Genomic DNA, 23,489 nt, shown 5'->3' with positions numbered 1-23,489 from the left:
TTGAATGCCAGCTAAATTGAACCTTGTTTTCTTTCAAACAAGCCACGCGTTATCCACACGCAGCGCACAATTTAGCTTTCGTTTTTGTCTCTCCAAATTCCTCAAACTCACTCGCCCTAGAGGCTCATTCGCTCTCGTAATCTGAAGATGTTGTTTTCTGAAAGATCCATTTCTAATCCGCTGAAAGTGAACCGCTTACAGCGTCTCGCTTCCCTCGTCTCAGCCGCTCCTGTTTCGGTGGCGGATTGGCAGTATGGACAGTTCCCCGCTCCCCGCAACCTCTTTCTGCTCCTTTTTTAAAGTTTTTTGACCAAAAAGGCCGAAAAACACCCCAAAATTGGCGGTTTTTTCAAATCGCTCTTTGTTAGACTCACCCCTCTAACTTCTTGTATGTTCACCGTTGCGAAGGTGTAAGCTAAAACAGGCATTCGACGGCACTTCTAAACCGGGCTCAGCCACCTCTATTGAGGGATATCCCTCGCGAAGTTCATGTTGGACGAATCTTCGTTTGTCCCACCCGCCCCCAAAACCTCATCCGAGGGATGCCATCGGTTGTTTACGATCTCCAAAATTGGCCTCACGCGGTCAAAAACTGAACTCTCATCCTAAAATCCAACCGGTGTATGTATAGAATACCCGAAGCCATGGATGAGAGACGTCGCATCTGACACTTGTCTTGGCAGCAACTGCCTCTCCTCTCAGATCATTAACGTGACAGACTGTAAATTGAAGGGACCACTGACATCCTGGCTTTCGAAGTTGGGGTGTCATCGCCATGAACTCCTTCATCTCTGCGCGTCGTTTTCTCCTTCCCTCAGCCTCTCTGCGTCCTCGCATGCTGGTCACGCCCACTCAGATTCAGGCAGGAAACCCTGCTTGCACCCGAGTCATCCCACGCGTTCACCGCCCTGAGTCCCCGACACAGACTCAGACTCCCTCGACTCGCTGAGCTCAATCCCCAGTCGTTTGCGCCATGGAAATGCCACCTCCGATCGAAGCCAACGAACCAGCCATCCGCCAGGGGAAGAACCGTGGAGGGTGTCTGCTGCTCGTCATTGCCACCCTCCTGCTCATGGCCTTGGCCGCGTGGTTTTTCATCGCAGGACGCACCACTCCACCCGTGCCTGATCCAGGTCTGCCCAGTGCGTCGCCGGGTAAGCCGCTGTGACGCGAGCGGTGAAGGTGGGTCTGGGTTGACAAACCAATGCAATGACAACCTTCAGACTTTAGAAGTTGTCTTGCTCTCCATGTTTAGAGCAGCGCCTTTAGGCGGAATCGATGATGCTTCGATGACGCAAAACGGTCCGGCTGAAGCCGGGGCTCCGAACTTCGAGGTAGCGTCCTCTTTCACTGCACGTTTTTGACGGCAGGCAGCTTTTGTTTCAGGGTCAGCACCGGAGCAAACAGATCACCGTGCTTTTTCAAACGTCGGATCACCTCCTTGGCTTCGAAAACGGGAGGCTTTTTGCGTTTCACAGCCGACTTCACCTCCGCCCAGGTCAAGGGAGTCGAAACGGTAGGCCGCTCTTTCGCTCGCAGGGAATAGACGTTCACGGTGGTTTTGTGGTCGTCGTTCTGACTCCAGTCCACCAGCACTTTTCCCTGCCGCAATTTCTTCAGCATCTTCGAGACCACCAACTCAGGTCGGGCCTTTTCCAAGGCTTCCGCAATGGCTTTGGCAAAGGCCTTGGTGCGGGCATAGGTCACGGGCGTATTCAGCGGCACATACACCTGCAGGCCCTTGGAGCCGGAGGTCTTGGGGAAGCTTTCCAGACCCAGGGTATCAAACAGCGCTTTCAGATCCAAAGCCACTTGGCAGCAGCTCAGCACATCTGCCGGAGCTCCGGGATCGAGGTCAAAGGCTAAGGCCGATGGACGTTTGCGAGCCCGCGCCCGATGCAGGAAGGTGTGCACCTCCAGATTGGCAAGATTGGCCACCCAAACGAGGCTGGGAAGATCCGCCAGCACGCAGTAATCAATGACACCGTCCTCCTTTGGCACGCGTGTGGTCGTGATCCACTTCGGTGCATGAGAAGGACACTGCTTCTCATAGAAAAAGAAACCGTCCACGCCATCGGGATACCGCTTCAAAGAGACCGCACGGTCCTGAAGATGCGGCAGAAGGTAAGGGGCCACCTGGATGTAATAGTGGATGACATCCCCTTTGCTAAAACCCGTCTTGGGATACATCACCTTGTCCAGGTTACTGATGGGCACCTTCACGCCCTCGACATCCAGTTCGGTTTGAGTTCGGCTCATCTCAGTGGGTAGCTACGCGGGTTGTTCACGCACCACCTCACGGGCACGTTTATCATCTCTCAGCCCCAGGAAAACAGGCTGGCGCATGCGCCCGTCTCGGGTCCATTCGGCAAACTTCACCTGACAAACCAAAGCAGGCTTCAGCCAGGTGCAGCGCTTCATCTCGGCACGCGTGATTCCTTGGCCCCAGCGTCCGCCACTCTCGACAGGCAAATTGGAAAACGGACACTTCTCCCGCACGAGGGGCTGGAACTGCTCATGCAACTCACGCAGAAGCTTGCCGCTGAATCCTGTGCCGACTTTGCCCGTGGAGACGAGCTTGCCTTTTTCATACACCCCAACGATGAGCGCACCCAGGTGTCGTCGACTGCCTGAAGGCGGAGTGTAACCACCGATCACCACTTCTTGTTCGGCTAGAAGTTTGAGCTTGATCCACTGTCCGCTCCGTCGGCCCGCTTCATAGCTGGAGCCCATCTTCTTACCGATGAGCCCCTCCAGCTTCAGTTTGGCCGCTTCTTTGAGGAGTGTTTTCACATCGCCCTGAAGTGAGGCTGAAAAACGCACGATGTCAGACTTTCCCAACAACGCTTGAAGTTGGTCTTTCCGCTTGTCCAACGTCTCCTTGAGACAGCTACGGCGTCCCTGTTTGAGCAGATCAAAAACATAATAGCGCAACGGAGGCTGTTCCTGGCCCAGGTCATAAGCTTGGAGAGCCTGGAACGATGAGCGCCCGTCTTCATCCAGAGCGACGATTTCACCATCAAGGATGCAGTCGGGTAACTTCATTCGCTCCAGCGCCTCGATCACCTCGGGAAATTTATCCGTCATCTCATTTTCAGTCCGAGAGATGAGTCGGGCTTTACCGCTTTGCATCACCGCCAGGGCACGATAGCCGTCGAACTTCACCTCATAAATCCAACCTTCATCTTCCGGTGCTTGCTCAACGAGGCGAGCCTTCATCGGCTCGATGAAGGGCAGCGGCTTAGCGGTCCTCGGAGTCGCTTTTTGGGTTATTCTCTTCGGCGTCTTGCTCTTGGATTGAGATTGGGTGATCCAGGCCTCATTCGCCTCCAGTTGCTTCATCGTCTTACCGGAGAGGGCCGAGGTATTGTCCGCACGTTTGCCGATGGGCTTCATGTCCGCTCCGCCTTTGATCAGCAGCCATTGCTTCTCGTCACGCAAGCGCACCAGATACCATTCCCCGTGCAGTTTCTTTCCCGAGAGGGTGAAGTGCAGTTTACCCCCTTTCAGCTCTTTCAGCGGGGCTCGACTCTGGGCTTCATAGCTGCCGTAATCCCACACCATCACCGTGCCGCCGCCATACTGTCCCTGGGGGATCGGCCCTTCGAAATCCCGATACGCCAGCGGATGATCTTCCACCTGCACCGCCAGTCGTTTCTCTCCCTTTTCATACGGCATGCCTTTGGGAACCGCCCACGACTTCAACGCGCCACCGAGCTCCAAACGAAAGTCGTAGTGCAGGTGCGAGGCCGCGTGCTTCTGCACCACGAATTGCCTTGGTCCGCCAGCCTTCGCCTTCGCCCGTTGATTGGCAGGTTCCTGAGTGATGCCAAAATGGCGCTTCCGCTGGTATTCCCTCAGAGACATAAATCCTGTTAGGCCGCCCTCTTACCGGTTTTGGATCTCCGCGCGGAGCTTTTCTTTTTCGCGCTTGTGGTTTTCTTGGGGGCTTTCCGCGCTGCCGTTTTGCGCGCCTTAGTACGACTGCCCCCGGTGCTTTTCGATGAAGCTGTCTTCAGGCTCTCCTGCAACACGGAGACGAGATCGATCACATTGGAGGGCTTGCGACTGCGCTTAGCTTTCGTGGGTTTTCCCTCATCTCCGTGGGCCACTTTCTCCTCGATCATTTCCTCCAGCGCCTCTTTGTATTCATCCTTATACTGCTCCGGCTGCCAGGGGGTGGTCATGCTATCAATGAGCTTTTCCGCCATGGTGATCTCCGCCTTCGCCGGGTTGGTGCCTTGAGGGGCCTTCAATTCGGAGGAGTCCAGGAGTTCATCAGGGAAATGCATGAGCTCCAGCATCAGGTTCTTCCCTTGCGGTTTGATCGCAGCGAGGTGTTGCCTCGTCTTGATGACCACGCGGGCGATGGCGATTTTCCCCGTCTTCTCCAGGGCATCTCGGAGCAGAATGTAAGCCTTCCCGCCTCCCTTACCCGACTCCAGATGATAGGGTTTGTAAAAGAGCAGCGGATTGACCTCCTGCATCTCCACGAAGTTCAGGATATCCACGGTCTGTGTGGCCTCCACATCCACGCGTCGAAAGTCTTCCTCGCGGATCACCACGAACTGGCCTTTTTCATACTCGTAACCCTTCACGATTTTCTCCCAGGGCACTTCCTTGCCATCCACCTCCGCGACTCGTTTGTAATTCACAGGGCTCAGGTCACTGCCGCGTAACAAACGAAATTGCAGATCTTCACGACGCGTCGCTGGATGCAGGGACACAGGGATGGAGACCAGCCCGAAGCTGATGGTGCCTTTCCAAATCGCTCTCATGTGGGGGACGGTGTTTCATGAGAATCGCTCGCCCACCTGCATTCGCGTCTGAAGAACTCACCGCCTCAAGACACCCCGAGCGGCTCTTTCCCCAGCTTCTTGGCAAAACGCTTCAGCGCCTCCACCTCTTCCTCCCAGGTCATGCGCTCCAGTTCTTGCGGCCAAGCCAACAGTGCCGTCAGCCAGGGCTCCAGCCGAGCCACCTCTCCCGAGACATAACCGTGAATCATCTCGGTCACTTCCGCGACACGCGTCTGGGGAACTGGCAAAACGATCTGCAACGGGAAGCGATGCTGGAAGACCCCGAGAGGAAACTCCGCGAGCGAATGCTCTGGATGCAGGCTGCGATACAGACAGCGCACGAGGCTCCCCAAGGCATGTCGGAAACCTGAAGGCAGAGGGCCGATGCCCTCGGGCTGGCGGCTCAAAGCGAGCTGCAGCCTTTCTTCACCCGGCTCCACACGCAGCCACCACGGCTCGCCCTGCCAAACACCGGCCCGATTGAAAGGCGGACGATACTCCAGCAGCAGCACACGCTCCAACTCCACCGCTTCCGCAGGGGTGGCACAGGCACGCCACTCGATCCGCTGAGTCCGCTGCACCAGCCGCAAGGTGCGGCGGGCATTCTTCTCGGGCGTGACGTGTCGGTAGCTCGTCAGCCGTGCTTTGAGGTCGCCCGATTGACCGATGTAGAGCAGATCATTCCCTGCCTTGCTGGCAAAGAAAAAATACACTCCTGGACTTGAGGGCAGTCCCTGAAAGAACTCCCCTCCCAGCCGCTGCAGCAACGGGCTCTCCAGATGAAACAACTTCATCTGGCGGCCTGCGGAGCGGGGGAGAGTCATGCCTGTATCCTAACGACTCTCCAGCCAAAAAGCAGCGCGAAAATGAATGAAACCTTCAGCGATTCACAAACTCATCCCGGCTGACTTGCCCATTGCCATCGTGATCGAAGGCCGCAAAACGCTCCCGAGCACGGCTTTTCTCACTCAGGCCATCGGTGTATTCCTCCAGGCTGAGGCTGCCACTGGCGTCTTGATCCCAACGCTGAAAAACAGCGGCGAGATCCTGAGGACTCTGGGTTTTCCGCTTGGGTCCTTCCTTGCTGGCGGGCATCCCCTCCTTCTTGCGCGCCCTTTCACCCGCTAAGATCTCAGCGGGGATGGGGAGCGGTGCCGGAAGCGTCTTCCGCCAAGCCCGAATCGCCGCAGTCATCTCCGCCGTGCGTTCAGGTTGGCTCGAGACGAGATTGGTCTGCTGGGCGCGATCTTGAGCCAGATCATACAGCTCCGTTCGATCCCCTTCCCGGTTCATGACCAAGGTGTGAAACCCCTCTCGCATGGCCAGTTGGGGCCAATCGGCTTCTTTGCTATTCGGCCCCCGCCACTCCCAGAACAGTGGTTGCGGGCGTTCAAAGGGCTCCCCGCGCAGAGCGGCCATGATGTTCACGCCGTCACTCTGATAGCCTGCAGGTCCCTCCAGCTTTAGCGCCGCTAGAAGGGTGGGCATCACGTCCACCCCAGCCAGGACGCTGGTCTTATCCACACGCCCCGCAGGCACATGCCCCGGCCAGCGCACCAGGAAAGGCACATTCACGCCGCCCATGTAGAGGCTGCGCTTGCGCCCGCGCAGGCCTCCAGTGTCGCCAACACTGTAGTAAAACTTATCGTTAGGCTTAGACATGCTATTTTCCGGCCCATTGTCGCTGGAGAAGATGACGAGCGTATGGTCCGCCAGTTTCAGCTCATCCAGCAGATCCAGCACACGCCCCACCTGAGCATCAGCACGGGTGACGGCGGAGTAATAGGTGCGCTGCGGCTCCGGGGTATCTGGATAAGGTGCTTTCTGCTCCTCCGTCGCGGCGACGAGGTGATGGGTCTCATGGAGCCAGAAGTTGATGTAAAACGGCTTTCCTTCCGACTCTCGAATGAAGCGCAGCACATGCTCGGCGGCGGCGATGGTCTGGAACGAGGCCCCGGCACGATCGTGCGCTCCACCGGCCTGCTTCTCCACGCTGGTGCCTTCGAAGACGTTTTTGCCCGGCCCAGTCCAGACCGCCGCATCGTCATAACCATAGGCGGCGGGTAAAGGAGCCTCGATCCCCACGCCATTTCCTGACAGATGCCACTTGCCAAAGTGACCGGTGCGATAGCCTGCCTCATGCAGGACCCGGGGTAACAGCGGAGCCTGCGGGTCCAACCAATCCGGCATGCCACGAGCAACGTTCTCTGCATGCCCAGCGAAATGCTGATGCACCTGATGACGTGCGGGATACTGCCCCGTGACAATGGCGGTGCGGCTGGGGGAGCAGACGGGATTGCACACAACGAATTGCTGAAAATCCGTTCCTTCTCTGGCTAAGCGGTCCAAGTTGGGGGTCTTCAGATGCGGGTGCCCATGGCAGGCGAGATCTCCCCAGCCCCAATCATCGGCATAGATGAATACGATGTTAGGCCGATCTACCGCCACCCCCATCGATGGCATGAAACAGCCCACGAATAACCCCAGGACGAGTCGGCCTGATAACCGCGATAAGATCGAGTTCATAACAAGCGGGTAAACGGATTAGCGGCTAGCCTGGGTGGAGCCCAGCTTCTCTAATGCTTTGGCAAACCTCCGACCGATCTCTTCCTGAGCGGCGGTGTCAAAGTGGACGTTATCACCGATGTGGGTCTTCAAATCACGTGCATCCACGCAGCCGGTGTTTGCTCGCTTGCCGGGCAGAGCCAGCAGGATCTCATTCATGGCCGCTTTATCCGTCAGACGTGAGACATCTCCCATCTCGCCGATCGTGCAGGCGATGAAAGGCAAGTCGGGTTGACTCAAATCCGCCCGCAGATCATCCACCAGTTTCAGCAATCGCTCTTCATGCAGCGGTAGGTCGGTCGGTTTGGCATTGGCCTCGCCTTGCAGCCACAGCACCCCGCGCAGCCGACCCTTCACTGGAGCCGTCTCTGTCAGCGCCAGCTTCACACGCCGCAGGGCTTCATCATACAGTTTAGCACCCTTTTGCCACAGTGTGATGGAGGAGCCTCCCACGGCTGCGGGCACGAGCGCCACCACCGCCTGAGGCACCTGAGCCGCCATCTCTTCCGCAAAGGCTAACCCGGGGCCCACGCCTGCATTGTCGTGTCCGACGAAGGTCTGAGCATCCCCCACCAGATGCAGCGGATGCCGGGCCAGATACCAGTGGTCATCACGCAGGTGCATCATGATCACACGCGGATCACGTTTCGGGGTCTCAGGCATGAAACCGCGGCCCTTCATGTTGGACTGGCCGATGAGAAGGTAGAGATCCACGTGATCCGTGCCCTCGGGAAGCTGGGTCACCTCGACCGACTGGAGCGGTGGATGCGTCGGCGGCGGTGTATTGATGCGGCCTTCCTTGCTCTTCGCTTTAGCTTGAGCCTTACCTTTCTTCGCGGTTTTCTCGGCCTTCACCGCAGCCTCCGCCTGGGCCGCATGAGGCAGGGTTAAAGGAGCTGCCAAGGACAAACCCAACCAAAAGGAGAGTAACAAATGAGGTTTCATGAGATTTCAAAAAACGGGTGCAAGAGATCCAGTTTGGTTAGGCCTTGGGGCGATGCGCAGCGAAGGTCTTCTGATGATGCTGCATGATCGCATCTCCCTTCACATCATAGCTACCAGTCACCGTATGCGGGACCTCCGGAATGGAAAGAAACTGATGAGAAATGCCGAGCTCTTTGAGATAGGCGGAATACTGGAGATTGAAGTCGTAGTTGAAACACTTCGTGCCATCCCAGATAAGGATGTTCAGCGCCGGACGCTCGGCTTGAGGCCGTGCTTGATAGGCCTTGGCGAGATCCCAGGCATTGTAACCCAGGGGTAGAAAACGCAGCGTTTCGGACTCATAGCCTTCATTGTCCTGGATGTGTTTCTCCGGTCCATACCCCGAGCCACCGGGGGCCACGGAGAGGAACAGCTCGGGGTGCTTGAACATGATCCGGGTGGTGCCGCGTCCCCCTTGAGAATAGCCCTCCAGCGCTCGCCCTTCACGCGTGCCCCAGGTGCGATAAGTGGCGTCAATGTGCGGGACCAATTCCTTCACGAAAACCGACTCCCCCATCCCCTGCTTCATCTCCGGCATGTCATACCAGCTCACCGGCCCGCCATTGGGAAACACATAGATGGTGGGCTCGATCGTTCCCTTCGCGATGGCTTCATCCACATAACGTGCCAGCCGTGCCGCCTTGTTTTCCGCACCGGGCCTTCCTCCATGCAGGTGATAAACCACCGGATAACGTGCCGCGCCTTTCTCGTATCCCGGTGGCAGATAGATGTAATACCCCACCTCAACGCCCATGGAGGGGCTGGTGAAGGTGGCATGCTTCATCGTCGGCGGCAGGATCTTCGCCGCCCACTCCGCATTCTCCAGCGGTGCCACCCAGCTAAAGGCGGGTTCCGCTTTCTTTTTCTTCGCCGAGGTCACTTTCGGATCCGACTTCTTCGGAGCTTGCCCGTGAGTCAGGGGCACGGAGCATCCAAGGGCGAGGATCAGTAGCGAAGGTAACAGACGAGGGGAAAACATCGCCCCACAACGATCTCACCCCCGCCCGTCTTCCAGACATTCTGCATCCGCATACCTGGCTTTACCTAACCGATCATTCTTTCATCACTCTTTCTTCGCATGCTGCTTGAAGAACTTCACGATCAGTGGCGGACCGTCCTTGAGAAACTCATGCCCACCCGGATGCAGGGCCGTCACCACCGGGGTGCCGATGGCGGAGGGATAGAGCGTGCAGTTGGCATCCTGATCCCAGGTCATGCCTTCCCCACATTGATTCAGCTTGCGCACAAAGTTGATCGTCGCCTGCTGCCACTCGAACTTCACCAGCGGATCGTTTTCACCCGCCAGATGCATCAACGGTTTGGGTTTCAGCTTCGACAGACTGCGTGTCGCCGGAGCAGCCGAGGGGGCCAGGGCCGCAAAGACATCCCCACGCTCCGCCCACAGCAGGTAGGTGAAGCCGCCGCCGTTGGAGTGACCCATGCTGTAGATGCGGCGGGTATCCACGCGATAGTCGGCCTTCAGACTTGCCAGCACGGCATCGAAGAACTTCAGGTCGCGGTCGCCCTGATCACCGGCGGCGTGTTGCCAGCCGGGCTTCTTACCCTCGGGATCCGTCAGCCGCCCGGGGGTATTCAGCCCCTGCATGTAAACCACCAGCGCCTCAGGCCACAGGGTATGCATGGAGAAACTGCGTACCGCCGAGGCCATGCGCCCACCGTGACCGTGAAAGGCAAACACCACCGGTGCAGCCACCTCATGCGCTGTCGCGGGGATGTGCAGAAGAGCCTCCCGAGTGACGCCGTCCACCTGCCATTCTTTGCGAATCAGCGGCTCCGCAGCCACAGCTCCGCTCACCATGCCACATGCAGCCAGGAGGAAAAGAAAGAATCGTCTTTGCATGCCTCTGTAACGCAGCACTACGCCCCAGGTTGCGTGGACAGAGATCGTTTCTGCTCTCATCTTTTCGCGACCGGTGTTATCATCCCTCACCATGACGCTCGCTGACTTCTGCGCCTACTGCCTCTCCCTGCCGCACGTGGAAGAGACCATGCCCTTTGGCCCCGAGGCTCTGGTTTACAAAGTGGGGGGCAAGATGTTCGCCCTCACCGTGCCGGAGGATTACCCCGCCAAGGCCAACCTCAAATGCGACCCCGACCGCGCCATCGAGCTGCGGGATCGCTATGAGGACGTTCAACCCGGCTACCACATGAACAAGCGGCATTGGAACACGGTCACCCTGGAGGGCCGCCTGACGAATGCCCTGCTGCGTGAGCTCATCGATCATTCGTATCAGCTCGTCATCGCCTCGCTGCCCAAAAAAGTGCGCGAGACCTTGCCACCGCTCACCTCCTGATGCCCCGGCCAAAGAGGGGCGCCCTTTCGATACTTCTTATAGGAAAACGCAGCGCGCTTTTTCCACCCCAACCAACCCTCACATGTCGCATCAAGCCACCATCCGCTGGGCTCGCCAGGGCCCAGACTTCCTGGAGCGTCGTTACTCTCGGAAACACACCTGGCACTTCGATGGTGGAGCGGTCATCCCCGCCTCCCCTTCCCCCAGCATCGTGCCCGCTCCGTGGTCAGACGCTGCCTGCGTGGACCCCGAGGAGGCTTTCATCGCCTCCGTAGCCAGTTGCCACATGCTGTGGTTTCTGCATGTCGCCGTGGATGCGGGGTTCATCGCCGACCGCTATGAAGATGCGGCCATTGGCGTGATGACCAAAAACGAGGACGGCGTGCCCTGGATCAGTCACATCACCCTGCATCCCCAGGTGACCTGGAGTGGCGAGGTCAAACCCACTCCCGACCAGGAGGCCCACCTGCACCACGAAGCCCACCGCCGCTGTTTCATCGCCGCGTCCATCAAGACGCGGGTGGAGATTGAATAGAGAATAGAGCAGTTCGGAGCCCCGCTTTGAGGCGGAATCCAGGATCTCCCGCCCCAAGCGTCCGGCTGAAGCCGGGGCTCCAACCTTGGAAACCGCTCTGCCCTCTGACGACGCCTACTCGTCACTCGCCTTATGCACCACCATCTGAGGGAATGGGATGTCCCAGCCATGACGGGTGGCGGACTCCAGCGCGGCACGTTGCATCACCCGGGTGAGCCCGGGGTAGTTCGGGGCCTGACTGCCCGCAAAGACCCCGACAATGAGGAAATTCAGCGAGGAATCCGCCGCCGCTTCGAACTCGACAATGACATTCACCAGTTCGTCTTCACGCATGGTTTCTAGCAAAGCCGCGCGCACGTCCGCCTTCAGCAGTTCAGGGATTTCATGTGGAGCCTGAGCCTGATGGCGATAGTCCAAGCCGAGGGTAATCGATCGAGCAAAGCCACCTGAGAGGCCCGCCACGTCCATGCCCATGAAATCCGCCAGCGGTATCCAGCGCTTCAGGCCCCCGCCATAGACAATCTCCACATGGTCAGGTGTTAGGTCGGTGATCTGCGCCATCGTCGTGCCACCCAGCAGCACCCAGGAGCGTTTGGGAAAAGGAAACCAGGGCTCATCCAGCGCGCCGGGGCGTGAGACCATCCCGCTCAATTCCTCCAACGGTAAGCGTAAACCGGGGCCACCGATCACCGAGTTGGTCAGTTGCGTAAACATGTGGATTTTCCCCACCCGCCAAGGCACGCCGTTGATCGTCACCCGCTCGCCTTCCCGCACCGATCCCAGGTTCAGCAGAAACTGGAGTTCCTTCAGATAACGGCCAATGCCGGACTTAGCCGTCATGATCAGACCGCCGATGGCGATCAACGCCAAGCCACCGAGCAGCCAATCTCCCCGCGCATACAGCACCAGCAGGGCACACACCGCCGCAAGCACGATGCTACCGCCCTCATGCACCACATCCAGCACGCGAGCAGAGAAACTCAGCTTCTCATACTTCCGCACCGGCACGAACTTGAACGCATAGTAGTAAGCTGTGCGCACCCCGAACAACACCACCAGAAAGACCAGCAATGCGAGGCTGATATTCACCGCCCGCACGAACACGAAGTTCTTCACCTGCCCGCCGAGCTCCGACCAAAAAGTCGTTCCCGAAGCATCCAGTTCTTTGAGCTGATGTTTCACCACCGCGATGCGGTTGCGTACCTCATCGAGTCGGGTCTGCCAGCGCAGACTCGTCGCCTTCAGTTCCGCGCGCACCGGTGAGTCGGCTTTCACCTCGGTGCCCAAATCCGCTTGAGTCGTTTCCACTTCCTTCAGGGCATCGAGGGCCTGCTTCTCCTCCGCATTCAGGCGGCCCAACTCATCCTGGAGAGCCCGCACTTCTCGGGGACGCCGCGTCAGCTCCCGCAGATCGGCAAACACAGGGGAGAGGAACTGGCCCAACTCATCCTGAAGCTTTACAGGTGCTTCATTCGCTCGAAGGCTCAGATCTCGCAGGGAATCCGCCCCGGTCACCAGCACGTTGAAATCCCGATCCACCTCCTGCGTCCGCTTCTCGAGACGCGTGATTTCCGCCTGGATCGCCTCCTTGCCGCTCTCGGTCGTCTCAGCCCGCAGTCTGCGCCGCTGCTCTTCCAGTGACTTGCGTAGCGCGGCCTTCGTGTTCAGCAGCGAGATCAGCGTGCTGGCTTTATCTGGCTCAGGCTCCAGGGGCACCACGCCCGGGGGGGACGTCGGTGGGGTCGGCACGGCAGGTGCTGTAGCAGGCGTTTCAACCGCTGCGGGAGGCGCCGTCGTCTCGACCAATTTCGCTTTCCCTTCCACCGACTTGACTTCCTGAGCCTGGGCAGGCAGAAGCCAAAGCAGCATCAGAGCCATTCCCCATTCTCTCGCCTGAAACATCCGAATCCATTGCATGCCTTACTACACCGCTCACGCCGTGGTTTTGCAAGTCGGGCTGTCTTTAGCCGAGGTTCAGACAATGCCTGTTCACGGTAGGCACCTGCCCGACCGCACACGGCGGCGGCGTATCAGACCACAGCTCAAGGCCAGCACTAAAAACCCAACGCGGCTTGGTTCGGGGATGGCGACGATGGTGATGGTGCCAGCGCTGTAGAGATTGGAAATGTCCCAGGCCATACCAAGCACGCCGAGGTTGGGCAGATTGACATAGTTGTTCGGGCTGGCTGCGGAGAGATTGCTGAAGCTGCCGGTCACACCGGTGAGGCCACTCCAGTCGAAAATCTGCCACGTGCTTCCGACCGCCCAGCCCGCACTGTTACCCGCATCTATGGCTAGGCTGGTGGTGACATTCAGCACCGAGGAGGCACCGAGGGTGAGGTTGCTGCCGCTGCTGGTGACCAATCGATCCGCCGTAGTGGCACCATTCAGCGTGCCGCTGCCCTGACCGCTGAACAGATCCAGCGTGACGGTGCCGAGAAGCTCAATGGCTCCTGCTCCGCTGGTCACCAGGGTGAGGGTTTCCCCCTGAGTGGGGCTGGGATTTCCCACCAGCACGGTGCCGCTGATGCTGATATTCCCCCCTGCGGCCGGGGCCACACGACCAGCGCCGCTGAGGGTAGCTCCGCTGGCGACGGTGAGGCTGCCAGTGCCGGTCGCACTGCCAGAGGTATTGCTCACGCGGATGGCCCCAGCGCTGATGGTGGTGCCACCGCTGTAGCTGTTCGGCAAACTCAGGACGAGGACGCCGCTTCCGGTCTTTTGGATGGCTGCGGCATCCATCAGAGTCACGCCCATGGTGGTGATGCCTGAGGTGATATTAAAAACGCGGGTGCCCGTGCCGAGATGAACTTCAGGCTGAACACTTCCAGTGGCTGAGCCAGTGGTGATGGAGCTGGTGCCGCTGGCGGTGAGATTTCCATTGAGATACATCTCGGTGCCTGCATCACCGATGTTCATGGTGATCTTCCGGCCTGTCAGCGTGAGGTTGCCAATCGTCAGACGGGTTTTGGGATTCGCCGCGCCATTGCTGCCGCCCATGATCATGTCAGCGCCACTGAAAATGGCGTTGGCCAGATCCCAGTTGGCAGGGATGGAGCTGCTATTCATGGTCAGCGTGTTACCGCCTGCCAGTGTCAGGGTGCCGGTGACGATGAGATTGCCCACATTGCCACTGGTGGCAAAACCGCCGCTATTCTGGGTGTAGTAGGACAAGGTTTCGGTAAACTTCAGGGAGGTGATCGACCCACCGTTAACAGTAATGCCTGAGCTGTCGGCGATTTGCTCGCTGGCGCTCAGGGTCAGGGTGCCTCCGGTGCGCACGTCCACGCCGTTGGTGATGGCGTCCGTGCCAGAGGTTTGGTTGAGGGCCAGGATACCGCCATTGATGGTAGTGACACCGGCATAGGTGTTGTTCAGGTTACCGGTGAAACTCAGGGTGCCATTGCCTTCTTTGGTCAAACCACCATCACCCACGATGCCGACGTTGATGGTGGTGGTGCTGCTGTCTGCGATGGTGAAGGTGCGGGTGGCGGTGCCCAGGTTGAGCTGGGGTTCCACGTCGCCCGTGGCACCTACCTGGATCGCGCTGTTGCCGGAGCCCGAGAAGTCGCCATTCAGGTTCAAGACTGTTCCTGCGCTGCCTCGGTAGAGATTGATGGCGCGGCCTGTCATCTGGATGCCGCCGCTGCCCACAGTGATGGCAGTGCGCACAGCCCCCACGCCATTGTTCCCCCCCATGACGATGTCAGCACCACTCATGATAAGGCTGTCCATCTGGAAGTGGGCGGGGGTGCCGCCGCTATTGCTATTGAGGGTGAAGGTATTACCTCCGAGGAGACTCATGGCACCCGTGATGGTGACCTGTCCGCTGTTTCCCGAGCCCGTGACGCCGCCCGCGGTCTGGGTGTAAAAGGCGATTTTCTCCGTGCGGCTCCAGGCAGAGATGGTGCCGCCTGAGACGGTGATGCCTGCGGTGTCTGCGATTTGCTCATTGGCGTTCAGGGTGAGGGTGCCACCTGTTGCCACCTCGATGTTTCCGGCCACGGCGTTCACGCCTGCGGTTTTATTCAGCACCAGCGTCCCTGCGCTCACGCGTGTGAGGCCGGTGTAGGTATTGGCCAAGCTGCCGGAGAGAGTCAGGCTGCCCAGCCCTGCTTTGATCAGGCCAGCAGCGGTGGAGGCACCGTTGGTAATGGGCACACTGATGGTCAGGGAGCCAGTCGCTTCCTCAACAGTGAATTGGCGATCCACCGCAGCCGAGGTGCCGCTGAGTTCCAGGTCCACTTGGCCAGCGGATCCGCCATTGGTATCTTCTAAAATGGTGGATGCCGTCGTGCCGACGGCTGTGACATTGCCATTGAGCACCAGTCGGCTCCCCAATGCTCCGGCACCTCCGCGGCGGAGATTGAAGCGAGAGCCATCCAGGGTCAATCCACCCGAGCCGACGGTGATGGAGGAGAGGGTGGTGGTTGAGTTGCCATACAAAGTGAAGCTATTGGCCAAGGCCACATTGCTCCCCGCTGTGGCGGTCATACCCGTGAGCGTCAGGCTGCCGAAGCTCAGCCGCGTGCCGCTGTTTCCGACAAACACGGTGCTATCCACACTGCCGGTGAAGCTGCCCGCGCCAGTGATCGTCCAGTTGCCGCCCGCACTGCCATTGAAGACACCGCCGTTCACACTGAGTCCGGCGATGGTCTCGGTAATGTTGGAAAGTTGTCCTCCATTGGCTGCCGTGCCATTGAAGACGGAGCCCGCTCCCGTCACCGTGACGACGGTGGTATCTGCGAGCTGATTGGACTTGCCAAAAATGACCTTGGCACCGGAGGAGATCTCCAGATTGCCTGCAATCGCGTTGATGTTGAGGGACTTGTCCAAACGCAGGGTCCCTGCCGTGACGGAGGTCACACCGATGTAGGTGTTATGAGCCGAGCCACTCAGCGTCAACTGCTGGGCGCCGGTTTTGATCAAACCTCCGTTGCCACTGATAACGCCACCCAAGGTCAAATTTCCTGAGGCCGCATCGAAGGTGCGTGTGGCATCCAGGATCAACGCCAGATTGAGGATCTGCGCCGAGGACGCGTTGTTTGTGACATTGCCGCCCAGCGTGATGCGGTTTCCTGTCACGGTGAAAGCTCCGGCACCCGAAGCGAAGGTGATGCCTGCAAAGTTGGTATCGGCCGTGAAGTCGTTCACCGGGCCGAGGCGGGTGCTGCCGCTGAAGAGCAGCGAGTCTCCCGCTACCGGGGCTGCGCCGCCCCAGTTAAGCCCAGTGCTCCAGTTGTCATTGGCACCGCCTCCCGACCACGTGGCCTCCACGGCTTGTCCCCTCTGGGCCCCCGAGAGCAGAGACGCGGACACCACGAGAGCCAGCCACGTGCGTGCTGACACGAGAGGGGAAAACAGAGCGGAGGCCATCATGAGGAAAAGTCGCGCCCACTTCTACACACCTCAGGGAACTTTTCATCGGCAGAATCCGAAAAAGAAAGAGCTTAGGCTGCGGATGAAGGATAATCGGATATGCCGCTAAAGGCTGGCGGGCGAGACCTAGGTTCACAGGGACAAAAGAAAAAGAGCCGGACTTCACGTCCGGCTCTTTTTGGAGAAACAATGGGAAGAGCGGCCTCGGCTTTACTCCTTCGCGGCGGAGTCGCGGTTCTGCACGTAGATGCTGCGCACGGAGATGTAAGGGTCCACCGAGTTCTTGCGAGCCTCGTCGTAGTAGTAGAGCTGATCTGGCAGCGAGCGCACGGTATTCACCGCCCCTGGAATCCAAGCGAAGTCATCGGCATCATGCCGCAGCGCAAAACCCCAGTTCACAGGATTCAGCATGTAGTCACCGGCGTATCCCGCCGCCTCACGCAGGCTGCTGGGGCCGACGATGGGCAGCACGAGATAGGGACCATGACCGATGCCCCACACCGCCAGAGTTTGGCCGGTGTCTTCCTGCGGCACGTTGGCCAGGGAGGGGATTTTATCCGATTGACGGATGAAGCCACCGAACCCGGCAACGGTATTGACGCCGAATTTCTGCACCTCTTGGCCGGCACGTTTGAACTTCCCCTGAAGCCCGCAGTTCACGAGGCGGACAGGGAACTTCACGTTGTCGAAGAAGTTGTTCAGGCCCTTTTCCATGGGGTCTGGGGTGATGATCTGGTAGCCTTTGGAAATTGGGCGCAGGAGGAAGTTATACACGCCGTCATTGAAGGCGAAGGTGACGCGATTCATGCCCTCGAGGGGATCAGAAATCTTGGCGGCTTCACCGTAGTCGTCCAGTTCATCCACCGCATGGTCACCCGCGGGGGCGGCCTGGTCGGAGACGGGTTGGATGCCTGCCTGGGAGGAGGTGGCGGCAGACTTCGGGGTGGCACACTGAGTCAAGCTCAGGCATGGCGCAAGGGCCAGCAACAGCAGGCGTAGAGCGGTTCCGGGTTTCATTGGCGGGAGACAGATTGTTCGAGCGAGCTGATCACAGCGGCGGCACCACCGCGTTTGAAGGTGGCATCGAGCTGAGACCGGTAGTTGGCCACCATGCTGACACCTTCGATCACCACATCGGCGATGGCCCAGGTGCCCCCCGCCTGCTCCATGCGGTAGATCACATTGTAGCGGCTGCCATTATAGACCAGATCCGTGGGCACATCCACACGACCGGCGGCCGGTTCCGTGGAGGTTTTGAAATTGATCACCGCCTGGGCCCCTGGCGTGAATTTACCGCTGTAGGTGCGGATGACGAGCTGGGTGAAGAGATTCACCGCCTGGCTCTGCTGGGCTCCTGAAAACTGTCTCCAGCCCACTCCCACAGCCCGCCGGGTCATGGTTTCAAAGCTGATGTATTTTTGCAGCACCGGGCTGACTTTTTGCACCAGAGCTGCCCGGCTGGAGGCACTGTTGGTGATGACCAGAACATCATCCACCGCACTGCGCAGGCGCTGCTCAGCGGCTGCCGTGGAGGCCTGGGCCTGCACGGGAATGAAGGGGACGACCAGCAGCAAAGCGAGAAAGGAACGGGAGGTCATTGGGGCGGTGTTTTTTCTGGTTCTTGAGGTGTTTCTGAAACGCTACCGAAAGCCACTTTCCCAATCAACGACTCAAGATCAACTGACGACTCCGTCATGGTGATCCGCGCCCCTGGTTCCAAATAAGTTTCGTCTGCTCCTGGAGAAAGCGCCACATATTTATCACCAATCAGCCCCGTCGTTTTGATCGAGGCCATAGAGTCGGTGGGAAGTTTCAGTCCAGACATGACGCGGAAAGTGACAATCGCAGTGTATTCGGATGGCTCCATGCGGATGGCCTCGACTTTTCCCACATTCACACCGGCCACCACCACATTGCTCCCTGTGTTCAGGCCGCTGATGTTGGTAAACCGAGCCTCCAACGCATAGGTATCGCCACCGAGCAGAGAGCCCGCGCCGAGTTGGATCGTCAGATAAGCCACAGCGGCCAAGCCCAGGAGCACGAAGACTCCGACAAGAAATTCCAGCTTACTTTGTTTCATGAGTCGTCTGAGGAAAAGCTCTGCCCGCTGCGGATGGCGGCCAGAGATTGAGTGAGGGTGAAGGTGTTATCCCGGAAGCTGGTGACCACCGGATCTGCCGAGGATCGGAACTGCTCCGGGGTGCCTTGGAAATGCATGCGCCCCTGATCCAGCAGCGCGACCCGATCACTGGCGATCAAGGCCTCCTGCACATCGTGGGTCACCATCACGGCGGTAAAGCCAAACTGCCGTTGGTATTTGGCAATCATCAGAAACACCGCATTCCGGCGCAAGGGGTCGAGGCCTGCCGTGGGTTCATCGAAGAGCACCAACTCAGGCCGGGTGACAATGGCCCGAGCCAGCGCCAGCCGCTTCTGCATCCCACCGGAAAGCTGGCTGGGGTAGCTGTCCTGAAACTTCTCCAGTTCCAGTTGCTGCAGCGCCTCCAGACTCCGCGACTGGATGTCGCGGTCCGGCAGATCCGTCATCTGCTCCAGAGGCAGGGCCACATTTTCCAGCGCGGTTAGCGAGTCAAAGAGGGCATTGTTTTGAAACAGGAAGCTGCACCGCTGGCGGAACTCCGCTCGCGACTTCGCATGTCCGCCGCTTTTCAGGAGCTGACCGTCGAAGCGAATGCTGCCGGAGTCCGGCTGGATCACATCCGCCAGACACTTTAAAAAGACCGACTTGCCCGTGCCGCTGCGGCCCATCACCGTCACCACACTGCCGCGCGGCACCTCCAGGTCGGCACCCGCCAGTACCACGTTGTCTCCGAAGCGTTTCGTCACGCCTTCGACTTGCAGCAGGAGATCTGGGGATGAAGCAGCCATGAGGTTTCCAGTCAGACAAGGAACGAGGTGATCACATAATCCGCCGCCAACACCGTGATGCTGGACTGCACGACTGCCCGTGTGGTGGATGCACTCACTGCCCGCGCACCCGTCGCTGAACGGCAGCGATGCGCATTGAACCCATGATACGCACACAGCGCCACCGTGAGCAGGCCAAAGCAAGCCGCTTTCATGAAGCACTCCCGCACATCCGGCATCTCCACTGCCCGCTCCACGGCGGACCAGTAAATGCCCGTCTCCAGCCCCAGCAGCCAGGTGCCCGAGAGACTGCCACCGATGAGGCCAATCGTCACAAACAAAGCCGTCTGCATGGGATACACCAGCAGCGCCGCCAGCAGGCGCGGAGCCACCAAGTAACCCAAGCTATTGATGCCCATGGTGTCCAGCGCCGCCACCTGCTCCGTGTTTCTTTGAATGCCCAACTCTGCTGCCAAGGCCGAGCCCGCCTGACCCACGAGCATCAAGGCCGCTAAAACCGGCCCCATCTCCCGCACAAGGCTCAAAGAGACTAACGCGCCCAGAAGCCCCTCCGAACCGAAGCGATTCAGCACATAGTAGCCCTGAAGACCCAGCACCAGCCCTGTGAATAAACCCACGATCAAGATCACGGGAAGACACCGCACGCCTTGCTCAAAAGCAGCGCGCACCACCCGGCGGAATAAACGCCGCGAGCCCAAAGCCGCGAGGAAAGACCGCCCTGTAAATAGAGCGAAGTCCCCCAGCCCGTGAACGATTGCAAGAGTATGACTGCCCAGAGCGCGCACCATGAGCCATCACGTTCGCGCACTTGAGGGCAGCTTGCAACGTCTCGCTGAAGGTTCTTCTAGGGCAACCGATCAAGATAACGCAAGGAATCTAGGCCAGTGTCTCTGCATCACCTTTAGTTCCATCCTTCAGGGGCCTGACCCACGAGACGCGGAGCCAGCCCGATGTTGGTGAAGCATTCCATGATCTGCTGCATCGTGATCGTTTGAGGATCTTTGACCTCGAAATAAACGAGGTCATGGTTGGCATCCACCTTGTAATTCACCTGCTGGAAAAGGTCCATCTGGCCACGCAACTCCAGCAAGTTGGATTCCGCACGGAGGCCGGGGGCATAAACTTCGATTTCGATCATTCGCGCTCTTTTATCCAATGGTGTGGAAGACGACCAGCAAAAAAGACAACTCTGAACTCGGATCTTCCGGAGAGCAGGATTGGCCAAGCAAGCAAGTTGCACGAAGCGCTCAGTCACGAGGCATCAGGCAGCCAATAGACGCTGGATGTCCTCCTGGGTCAGTCTCAGCTTATCCGTGCGCCCTGCGAGCAAGCCTTCGATCAGAGCCGCTTTACTCTTTTGCATCTCTAGGATGCGTTCCTCAATGGTGTCCTGACAGATGAGCTTGTGAATGAATACCGGTTTGGTCTGCCCGATGCGGTGCGCACGATCGCTGGCCTGGGCTTCCGCGGCGGGGTTCCACCAGGGGTCGTAATGGATGACGGTATCCGCAGTGGTGAGATTCAGCCCCGCACCACCGGCTTTCAGACTGATGAGGAAGACTGGCACCTCACCTTTTTGGAAACGACGCATCGGCGTTTCACGGTCTTCGGTATCCCCGGTCAACTTCACAAAGGGAATCCGCGCCTCTTTGAGCTGCTTCTCAATAATTGCCAGCATCTGGGTGAACTGCGAGAAAATAAGCACGCGATGGCCTTCATCGATCAACTCCGGCAGCAGGTCTTCCATGAGGTAGGCCGTCTTGGCCGATTCCAACACCTTTTGCGCCGCCTCGATCTTCAGCAGATGCGGATGGCAGCAGACTTGGCGTAGCTTGAGCAGGGCATCCAGCACGATGATCTGACTGCGGTCCAGTCCTTGGGCATCGATGGCTTCTTTCACACGCTGGTCCATGGCCGCGCGAATGGTCTCATAAAGATCCATCTGAGCTTGCCCCAATTCGACACGATGCAGAATCTCGGTCTTGGGGGGCAGATCCTTCGCAACGGCACTTTTGGTTCGGCGCAACAGGAGCGGTTGCAGCCGATCCGCAAGCTGCTGCTGCCGTTCCTGATCCGCGTCTTTTTCAATCGGATTCCGATAGAAGGTGCGGAAGCTGTCCGCATCTCCCAGGATGCCGGGCATGAGGAACTGAAACAAGCTCCACAACTCGCCCAGATGGTTCTCAATCGGCGTGCCGGTGAGGCAAAGACGATGACGCGACTTCAAGCCCGCACAGACCTGGGAGGCCTTGCTGCGTGAGTTCTTAATGTTCTGGGCTTCGTCCAAGGCCACCACATTCCACTCGATGCTCTGAAGTTCCGCTGCATCCCGCACCAGAAGCGGGTAGGAGGTGATCACCAAATCGTGCCGAGGGATACGACGGAAGGCACTGCGCCGCTCTTCACCATGCAGCAGGAGCACCCGCAGTTCAGGAGCAAACTTGGCCGCTTCCCGAGCCCAGTTTCGGAGCACCGAGGTCGGGGCCAGGATCAAGCACGGTTTATCCATGCGGCCCGACTCTTTTTCCAACAACAGATGCGACAACGTCTGCAAGGTCTTGCCCAAGCCCATGTCATCGGCCAATACCCCGTGAAGACCAAACTCGCGCAAAAATTGCAACCAACTCAGTCCCTCGCGCTGATACGGACGCAGTGTGGCACGCAGGCCTTGAGGAGGCTCCACCAGGGCCAGCTCCTTGAAGCCCTTCAGCCGCTCCCGCAACACCGCCAACTCCGCAGGCACACGAATGGGCAATCCCTCCAAACTGGCGAGCTGAGCGGCGCGCAGTTTGTCCAATTGCAGGCGGCCATTCTTCTGGACCGGACGAGTCGCCAGGAGTTCGTTGAGAAACCGGAGCAGCACCAGCAGACGCCGCGCAGGCACCGCCAGCACCGGGTTTCCCGGCCCGGGCAGGGCGATGAGGTATTGCTGATCTGGATTGGCTTCCAGGGTGGCCGGAGTCAGTCCTTGATCGATGCAATCCACCAGCAGCGGCACCAGCGAGATGCGCTCACCTTTCACGTCCACGCCCAAGTCCAGCGAGTAAGTCTCAGCCGTGCTGGCCGCGCCATCCACATCCGTGAACCATGATTCTTCCTCCGCCTGATGGATGCTGAAACCAAAGTCCTCCGCCACCTCCACCTGCCAACCTTCCGCCAGGAGCTGTGGCTGCACATCGCGTAAAAACTGCGACCACTCGATGGCCTGCCGATGCTCGGGCATCGTTAACAAGGGAGCCAGCGGCTCAGCCGCCCGCGCATCAGGAATAGCCTCCGCCAGATACCCCAGCCCAACATGCATGAGATCGGCCAATAGCAGGCGCTCCATACGCACATTGCGGGTCAGAGCATAGGTGCGCCCATCCTCGCCAGTCCAGCGCGCGCCATTTTGCCGCCCCAGCATGGGAAAGAGTTGCGGGCAACCTGCATAGGCAACCACGGGCTCCGCCACGCCAATGCTGACCTGCACATGGCTGACCTGAGTGCGCCCCATCTTCACCTGCGGACGCTCGATGATAAGACGACGCAGGCGCACCACCGGCTGGGGATGATCGTTGTCCACCTGCACGGCTGTATCTTCCCCCTCGGCCATGCCGCCGGGTGCGCCTTGGCCGACTTGCCCCTGGCCCCGCTGGGCCATGCCTTCCATCGCCTGCCGCTGCCGATCATCCTCACACAACATCATCAGAGCGGCGGCATGCTCGCATAAGGAACCGGCATGACACGTGCACTCGGTCGTCAGGTGCAGATCCCCACTTTCGCTCAGTCGCAGGCGCAGCCGAGGCTCTTCATGGGTGAGTTCACTCCGACCCACAGACCCGGCCAATTCCAGCTCCTGAGCATTTACCAGCGTCACCGACTTCACCCGTGCGTGGGACTTCACCCACTTTGCCGCCGCTTCGATCTGCTGGCGCTTGAAAAGCCACATCCACGATTTGCGGCGGACCTGGGACCAGAGCTGGGAAAAGGGGAATGAATCAGGCACGCGGACATCTTGGCTTAGCGTGCAGAGGCCCCCTGCCA

The 23,489-nt window shown here is 59.0% G+C and carries 20 protein-coding genes; 3 read left to right on the top strand and 17 right to left on the bottom strand.

The genetic code is table 11. From position 1 onward, the window contains the following. Positions 1 to 973 precede the first annotated feature (973 nt). Positions 974 to 1,168 (top strand): hypothetical protein, encoded by a 195-nt coding sequence (locus B5D61_RS20610; RefSeq protein ID WP_078815329.1) that lies wholly within the window; start codon positions 974 to 976, stop codon positions 1,166 to 1,168. A 179-nt stretch (positions 1,169 to 1,347) separates the two neighbouring features. Here the strand turns inward: B5D61_RS20610 and ligD (B5D61_RS20605) are convergent, their stop codons facing one another. The 8 genes from ligD (B5D61_RS20605) to B5D61_RS20570 all read right to left on the bottom strand — a co-directional run bounded on the left by ligD (B5D61_RS20605) (position 1,348) and on the right by B5D61_RS20570 (position 10,209). Then, entirely contained in the window at positions 1,348 to 2,259 is a 912-nt protein-coding gene (ligD, locus tag B5D61_RS20605) for a non-homologous end-joining DNA ligase (RefSeq protein WP_078815328.1), read from the bottom strand. Between the two features lie 12 nt (positions 2,260 to 2,271). Next, the gene (gene ligD / locus B5D61_RS20600; protein ID WP_078815327.1) at positions 2,272 to 3,867 is read right to left on the bottom strand and encodes a non-homologous end-joining DNA ligase; all 1,596 of its coding nucleotides are present in this window, start codon (positions 3,865 to 3,867) and stop codon (positions 2,272 to 2,274) included. Between the two features lie 8 nt (positions 3,868 to 3,875). Then, on the bottom strand, positions 3,876 to 4,778 hold the full coding sequence (gene ku, locus B5D61_RS20595) for a non-homologous end joining protein Ku (protein ID WP_078815326.1): 903 nt from the start codon (positions 4,776 to 4,778) through the stop codon (positions 3,876 to 3,878). A 65-nt stretch (positions 4,779 to 4,843) separates the two neighbouring features. Beyond that, positions 4,844 to 5,623 carry a nucleotide excision repair endonuclease gene (locus B5D61_RS20590; protein WP_078815325.1) on the bottom strand — a complete coding sequence of 260 codons (780 nt, stop codon included), beginning with the start codon at positions 5,621 to 5,623 and terminating at the stop codon, positions 4,844 to 4,846. Positions 5,624 to 5,678: 55 nt separating this feature from the next. Then, positions 5,679 to 7,325, bottom strand: a complete 1,647-nt coding sequence (locus B5D61_RS20585) for a sulfatase-like hydrolase/transferase (protein ID WP_078815324.1) — start codon at positions 7,323 to 7,325, stop codon at positions 5,679 to 5,681. 18 nt (positions 7,326 to 7,343) lie between these two features. Continuing rightward, a complete protein-coding gene (locus tag B5D61_RS20580) occupies positions 7,344 to 8,309 on the bottom strand; it encodes a sialate O-acetylesterase (RefSeq protein WP_078815323.1) in 966 nt (321 codons plus the stop codon). A 37-nt stretch (positions 8,310 to 8,346) separates the two neighbouring features. Beyond that, complete coding sequence (locus B5D61_RS20575; protein ID WP_078815322.1) at positions 8,347 to 9,327, bottom strand: alpha/beta hydrolase; 981 nt, start codon at positions 9,325 to 9,327, stop codon at positions 8,347 to 8,349. A gap of 84 nt (positions 9,328 to 9,411) precedes the next feature. Beyond that, a complete protein-coding gene (locus B5D61_RS20570; RefSeq protein WP_139373395.1) occupies positions 9,412 to 10,209 on the bottom strand; it encodes a CE1 family esterase in 798 nt (265 codons plus the stop codon). Between the two features lie 91 nt (positions 10,210 to 10,300). Between B5D61_RS20570 and B5D61_RS20565 the strand changes: the two genes are divergently transcribed. Continuing rightward, positions 10,301 to 10,663 (top strand): MmcQ/YjbR family DNA-binding protein, encoded by a 363-nt coding sequence (locus B5D61_RS20565; RefSeq protein WP_078815321.1) that lies wholly within the window; start codon positions 10,301 to 10,303, stop codon positions 10,661 to 10,663. An 82-nt stretch (positions 10,664 to 10,745) separates the two neighbouring features. Beyond that, positions 10,746 to 11,198: an OsmC family protein gene (locus B5D61_RS20560; RefSeq protein WP_078815320.1), complete on the top strand. Its 453-nt coding sequence runs from the start codon at positions 10,746 to 10,748 to the stop codon at positions 11,196 to 11,198. Positions 11,199 to 11,312: 114 nt separating this feature from the next. Here B5D61_RS20560 and B5D61_RS20555 read toward each other — a convergent pair whose 3' ends face one another. From B5D61_RS20555 to B5D61_RS20515, 9 genes are all read right to left on the bottom strand, one after another. After that, positions 11,313 to 13,067 (bottom strand): hypothetical protein, encoded by a 1,755-nt coding sequence (locus tag B5D61_RS20555; RefSeq protein WP_139373394.1) that lies wholly within the window; start codon positions 13,065 to 13,067, stop codon positions 11,313 to 11,315. A 120-nt stretch (positions 13,068 to 13,187) separates the two neighbouring features. Beyond that, entirely contained in the window at positions 13,188 to 16,547 is a 3,360-nt protein-coding gene (locus tag B5D61_RS20550) for a beta strand repeat-containing protein (RefSeq protein WP_217699031.1), read from the bottom strand. A gap of 240 nt (positions 16,548 to 16,787) precedes the next feature. Further along, positions 16,788 to 17,594, bottom strand: coding sequence for an MlaA family lipoprotein (locus B5D61_RS20545; RefSeq protein WP_078815317.1), 807 nt, complete (start codon positions 17,592 to 17,594; stop codon positions 16,788 to 16,790). Then, positions 17,591 to 18,175 (bottom strand): MlaC/ttg2D family ABC transporter substrate-binding protein, encoded by a 585-nt coding sequence (locus B5D61_RS20540; protein WP_078815316.1) that lies wholly within the window; start codon positions 18,173 to 18,175, stop codon positions 17,591 to 17,593. Before B5D61_RS20540 ends, B5D61_RS20545 begins: the two co-directional genes overlap by 4 nt. After that, positions 18,172 to 18,657, bottom strand: a complete 486-nt coding sequence (mlaD, locus tag B5D61_RS20535; protein ID WP_078815315.1) for an outer membrane lipid asymmetry maintenance protein MlaD — start codon at positions 18,655 to 18,657, stop codon at positions 18,172 to 18,174. Before mlaD ends, B5D61_RS20540 begins: the two co-directional genes overlap by 4 nt. Continuing rightward, positions 18,654 to 19,466: an ABC transporter ATP-binding protein gene (locus tag B5D61_RS20530; protein ID WP_078815314.1), complete on the bottom strand. Its 813-nt coding sequence runs from the start codon at positions 19,464 to 19,466 to the stop codon at positions 18,654 to 18,656. Before B5D61_RS20530 ends, mlaD begins: the two co-directional genes overlap by 4 nt. Before the next feature lie 11 nt (positions 19,467 to 19,477). Then, the gene (locus B5D61_RS20525) at positions 19,478 to 20,254 is read right to left on the bottom strand and encodes an MlaE family ABC transporter permease (protein WP_078815313.1); all 777 of its coding nucleotides are present in this window, start codon (positions 20,252 to 20,254) and stop codon (positions 19,478 to 19,480) included. A gap of 113 nt (positions 20,255 to 20,367) precedes the next feature. After that, positions 20,368 to 20,604, bottom strand: a complete 237-nt coding sequence (locus B5D61_RS20520) for a hypothetical protein (RefSeq protein WP_078815312.1) — start codon at positions 20,602 to 20,604, stop codon at positions 20,368 to 20,370. A gap of 123 nt (positions 20,605 to 20,727) precedes the next feature. Further along, positions 20,728 to 23,451 carry a DEAD/DEAH box helicase gene (locus B5D61_RS20515; RefSeq protein WP_217699030.1) on the bottom strand — a complete coding sequence of 908 codons (2,724 nt, stop codon included), beginning with the start codon at positions 23,449 to 23,451 and terminating at the stop codon, positions 20,728 to 20,730. Positions 23,452 to 23,489: the final 38 nt, after the last annotated feature.

Source organism: Prosthecobacter debontii (assembly GCF_900167535.1).
Lineage (GTDB): Bacteria > Verrucomicrobiota > Verrucomicrobiia > Verrucomicrobiales > Verrucomicrobiaceae > Prosthecobacter > Prosthecobacter debontii.
This window is presented reverse-complemented; position numbering and strand designations above follow the sequence as displayed.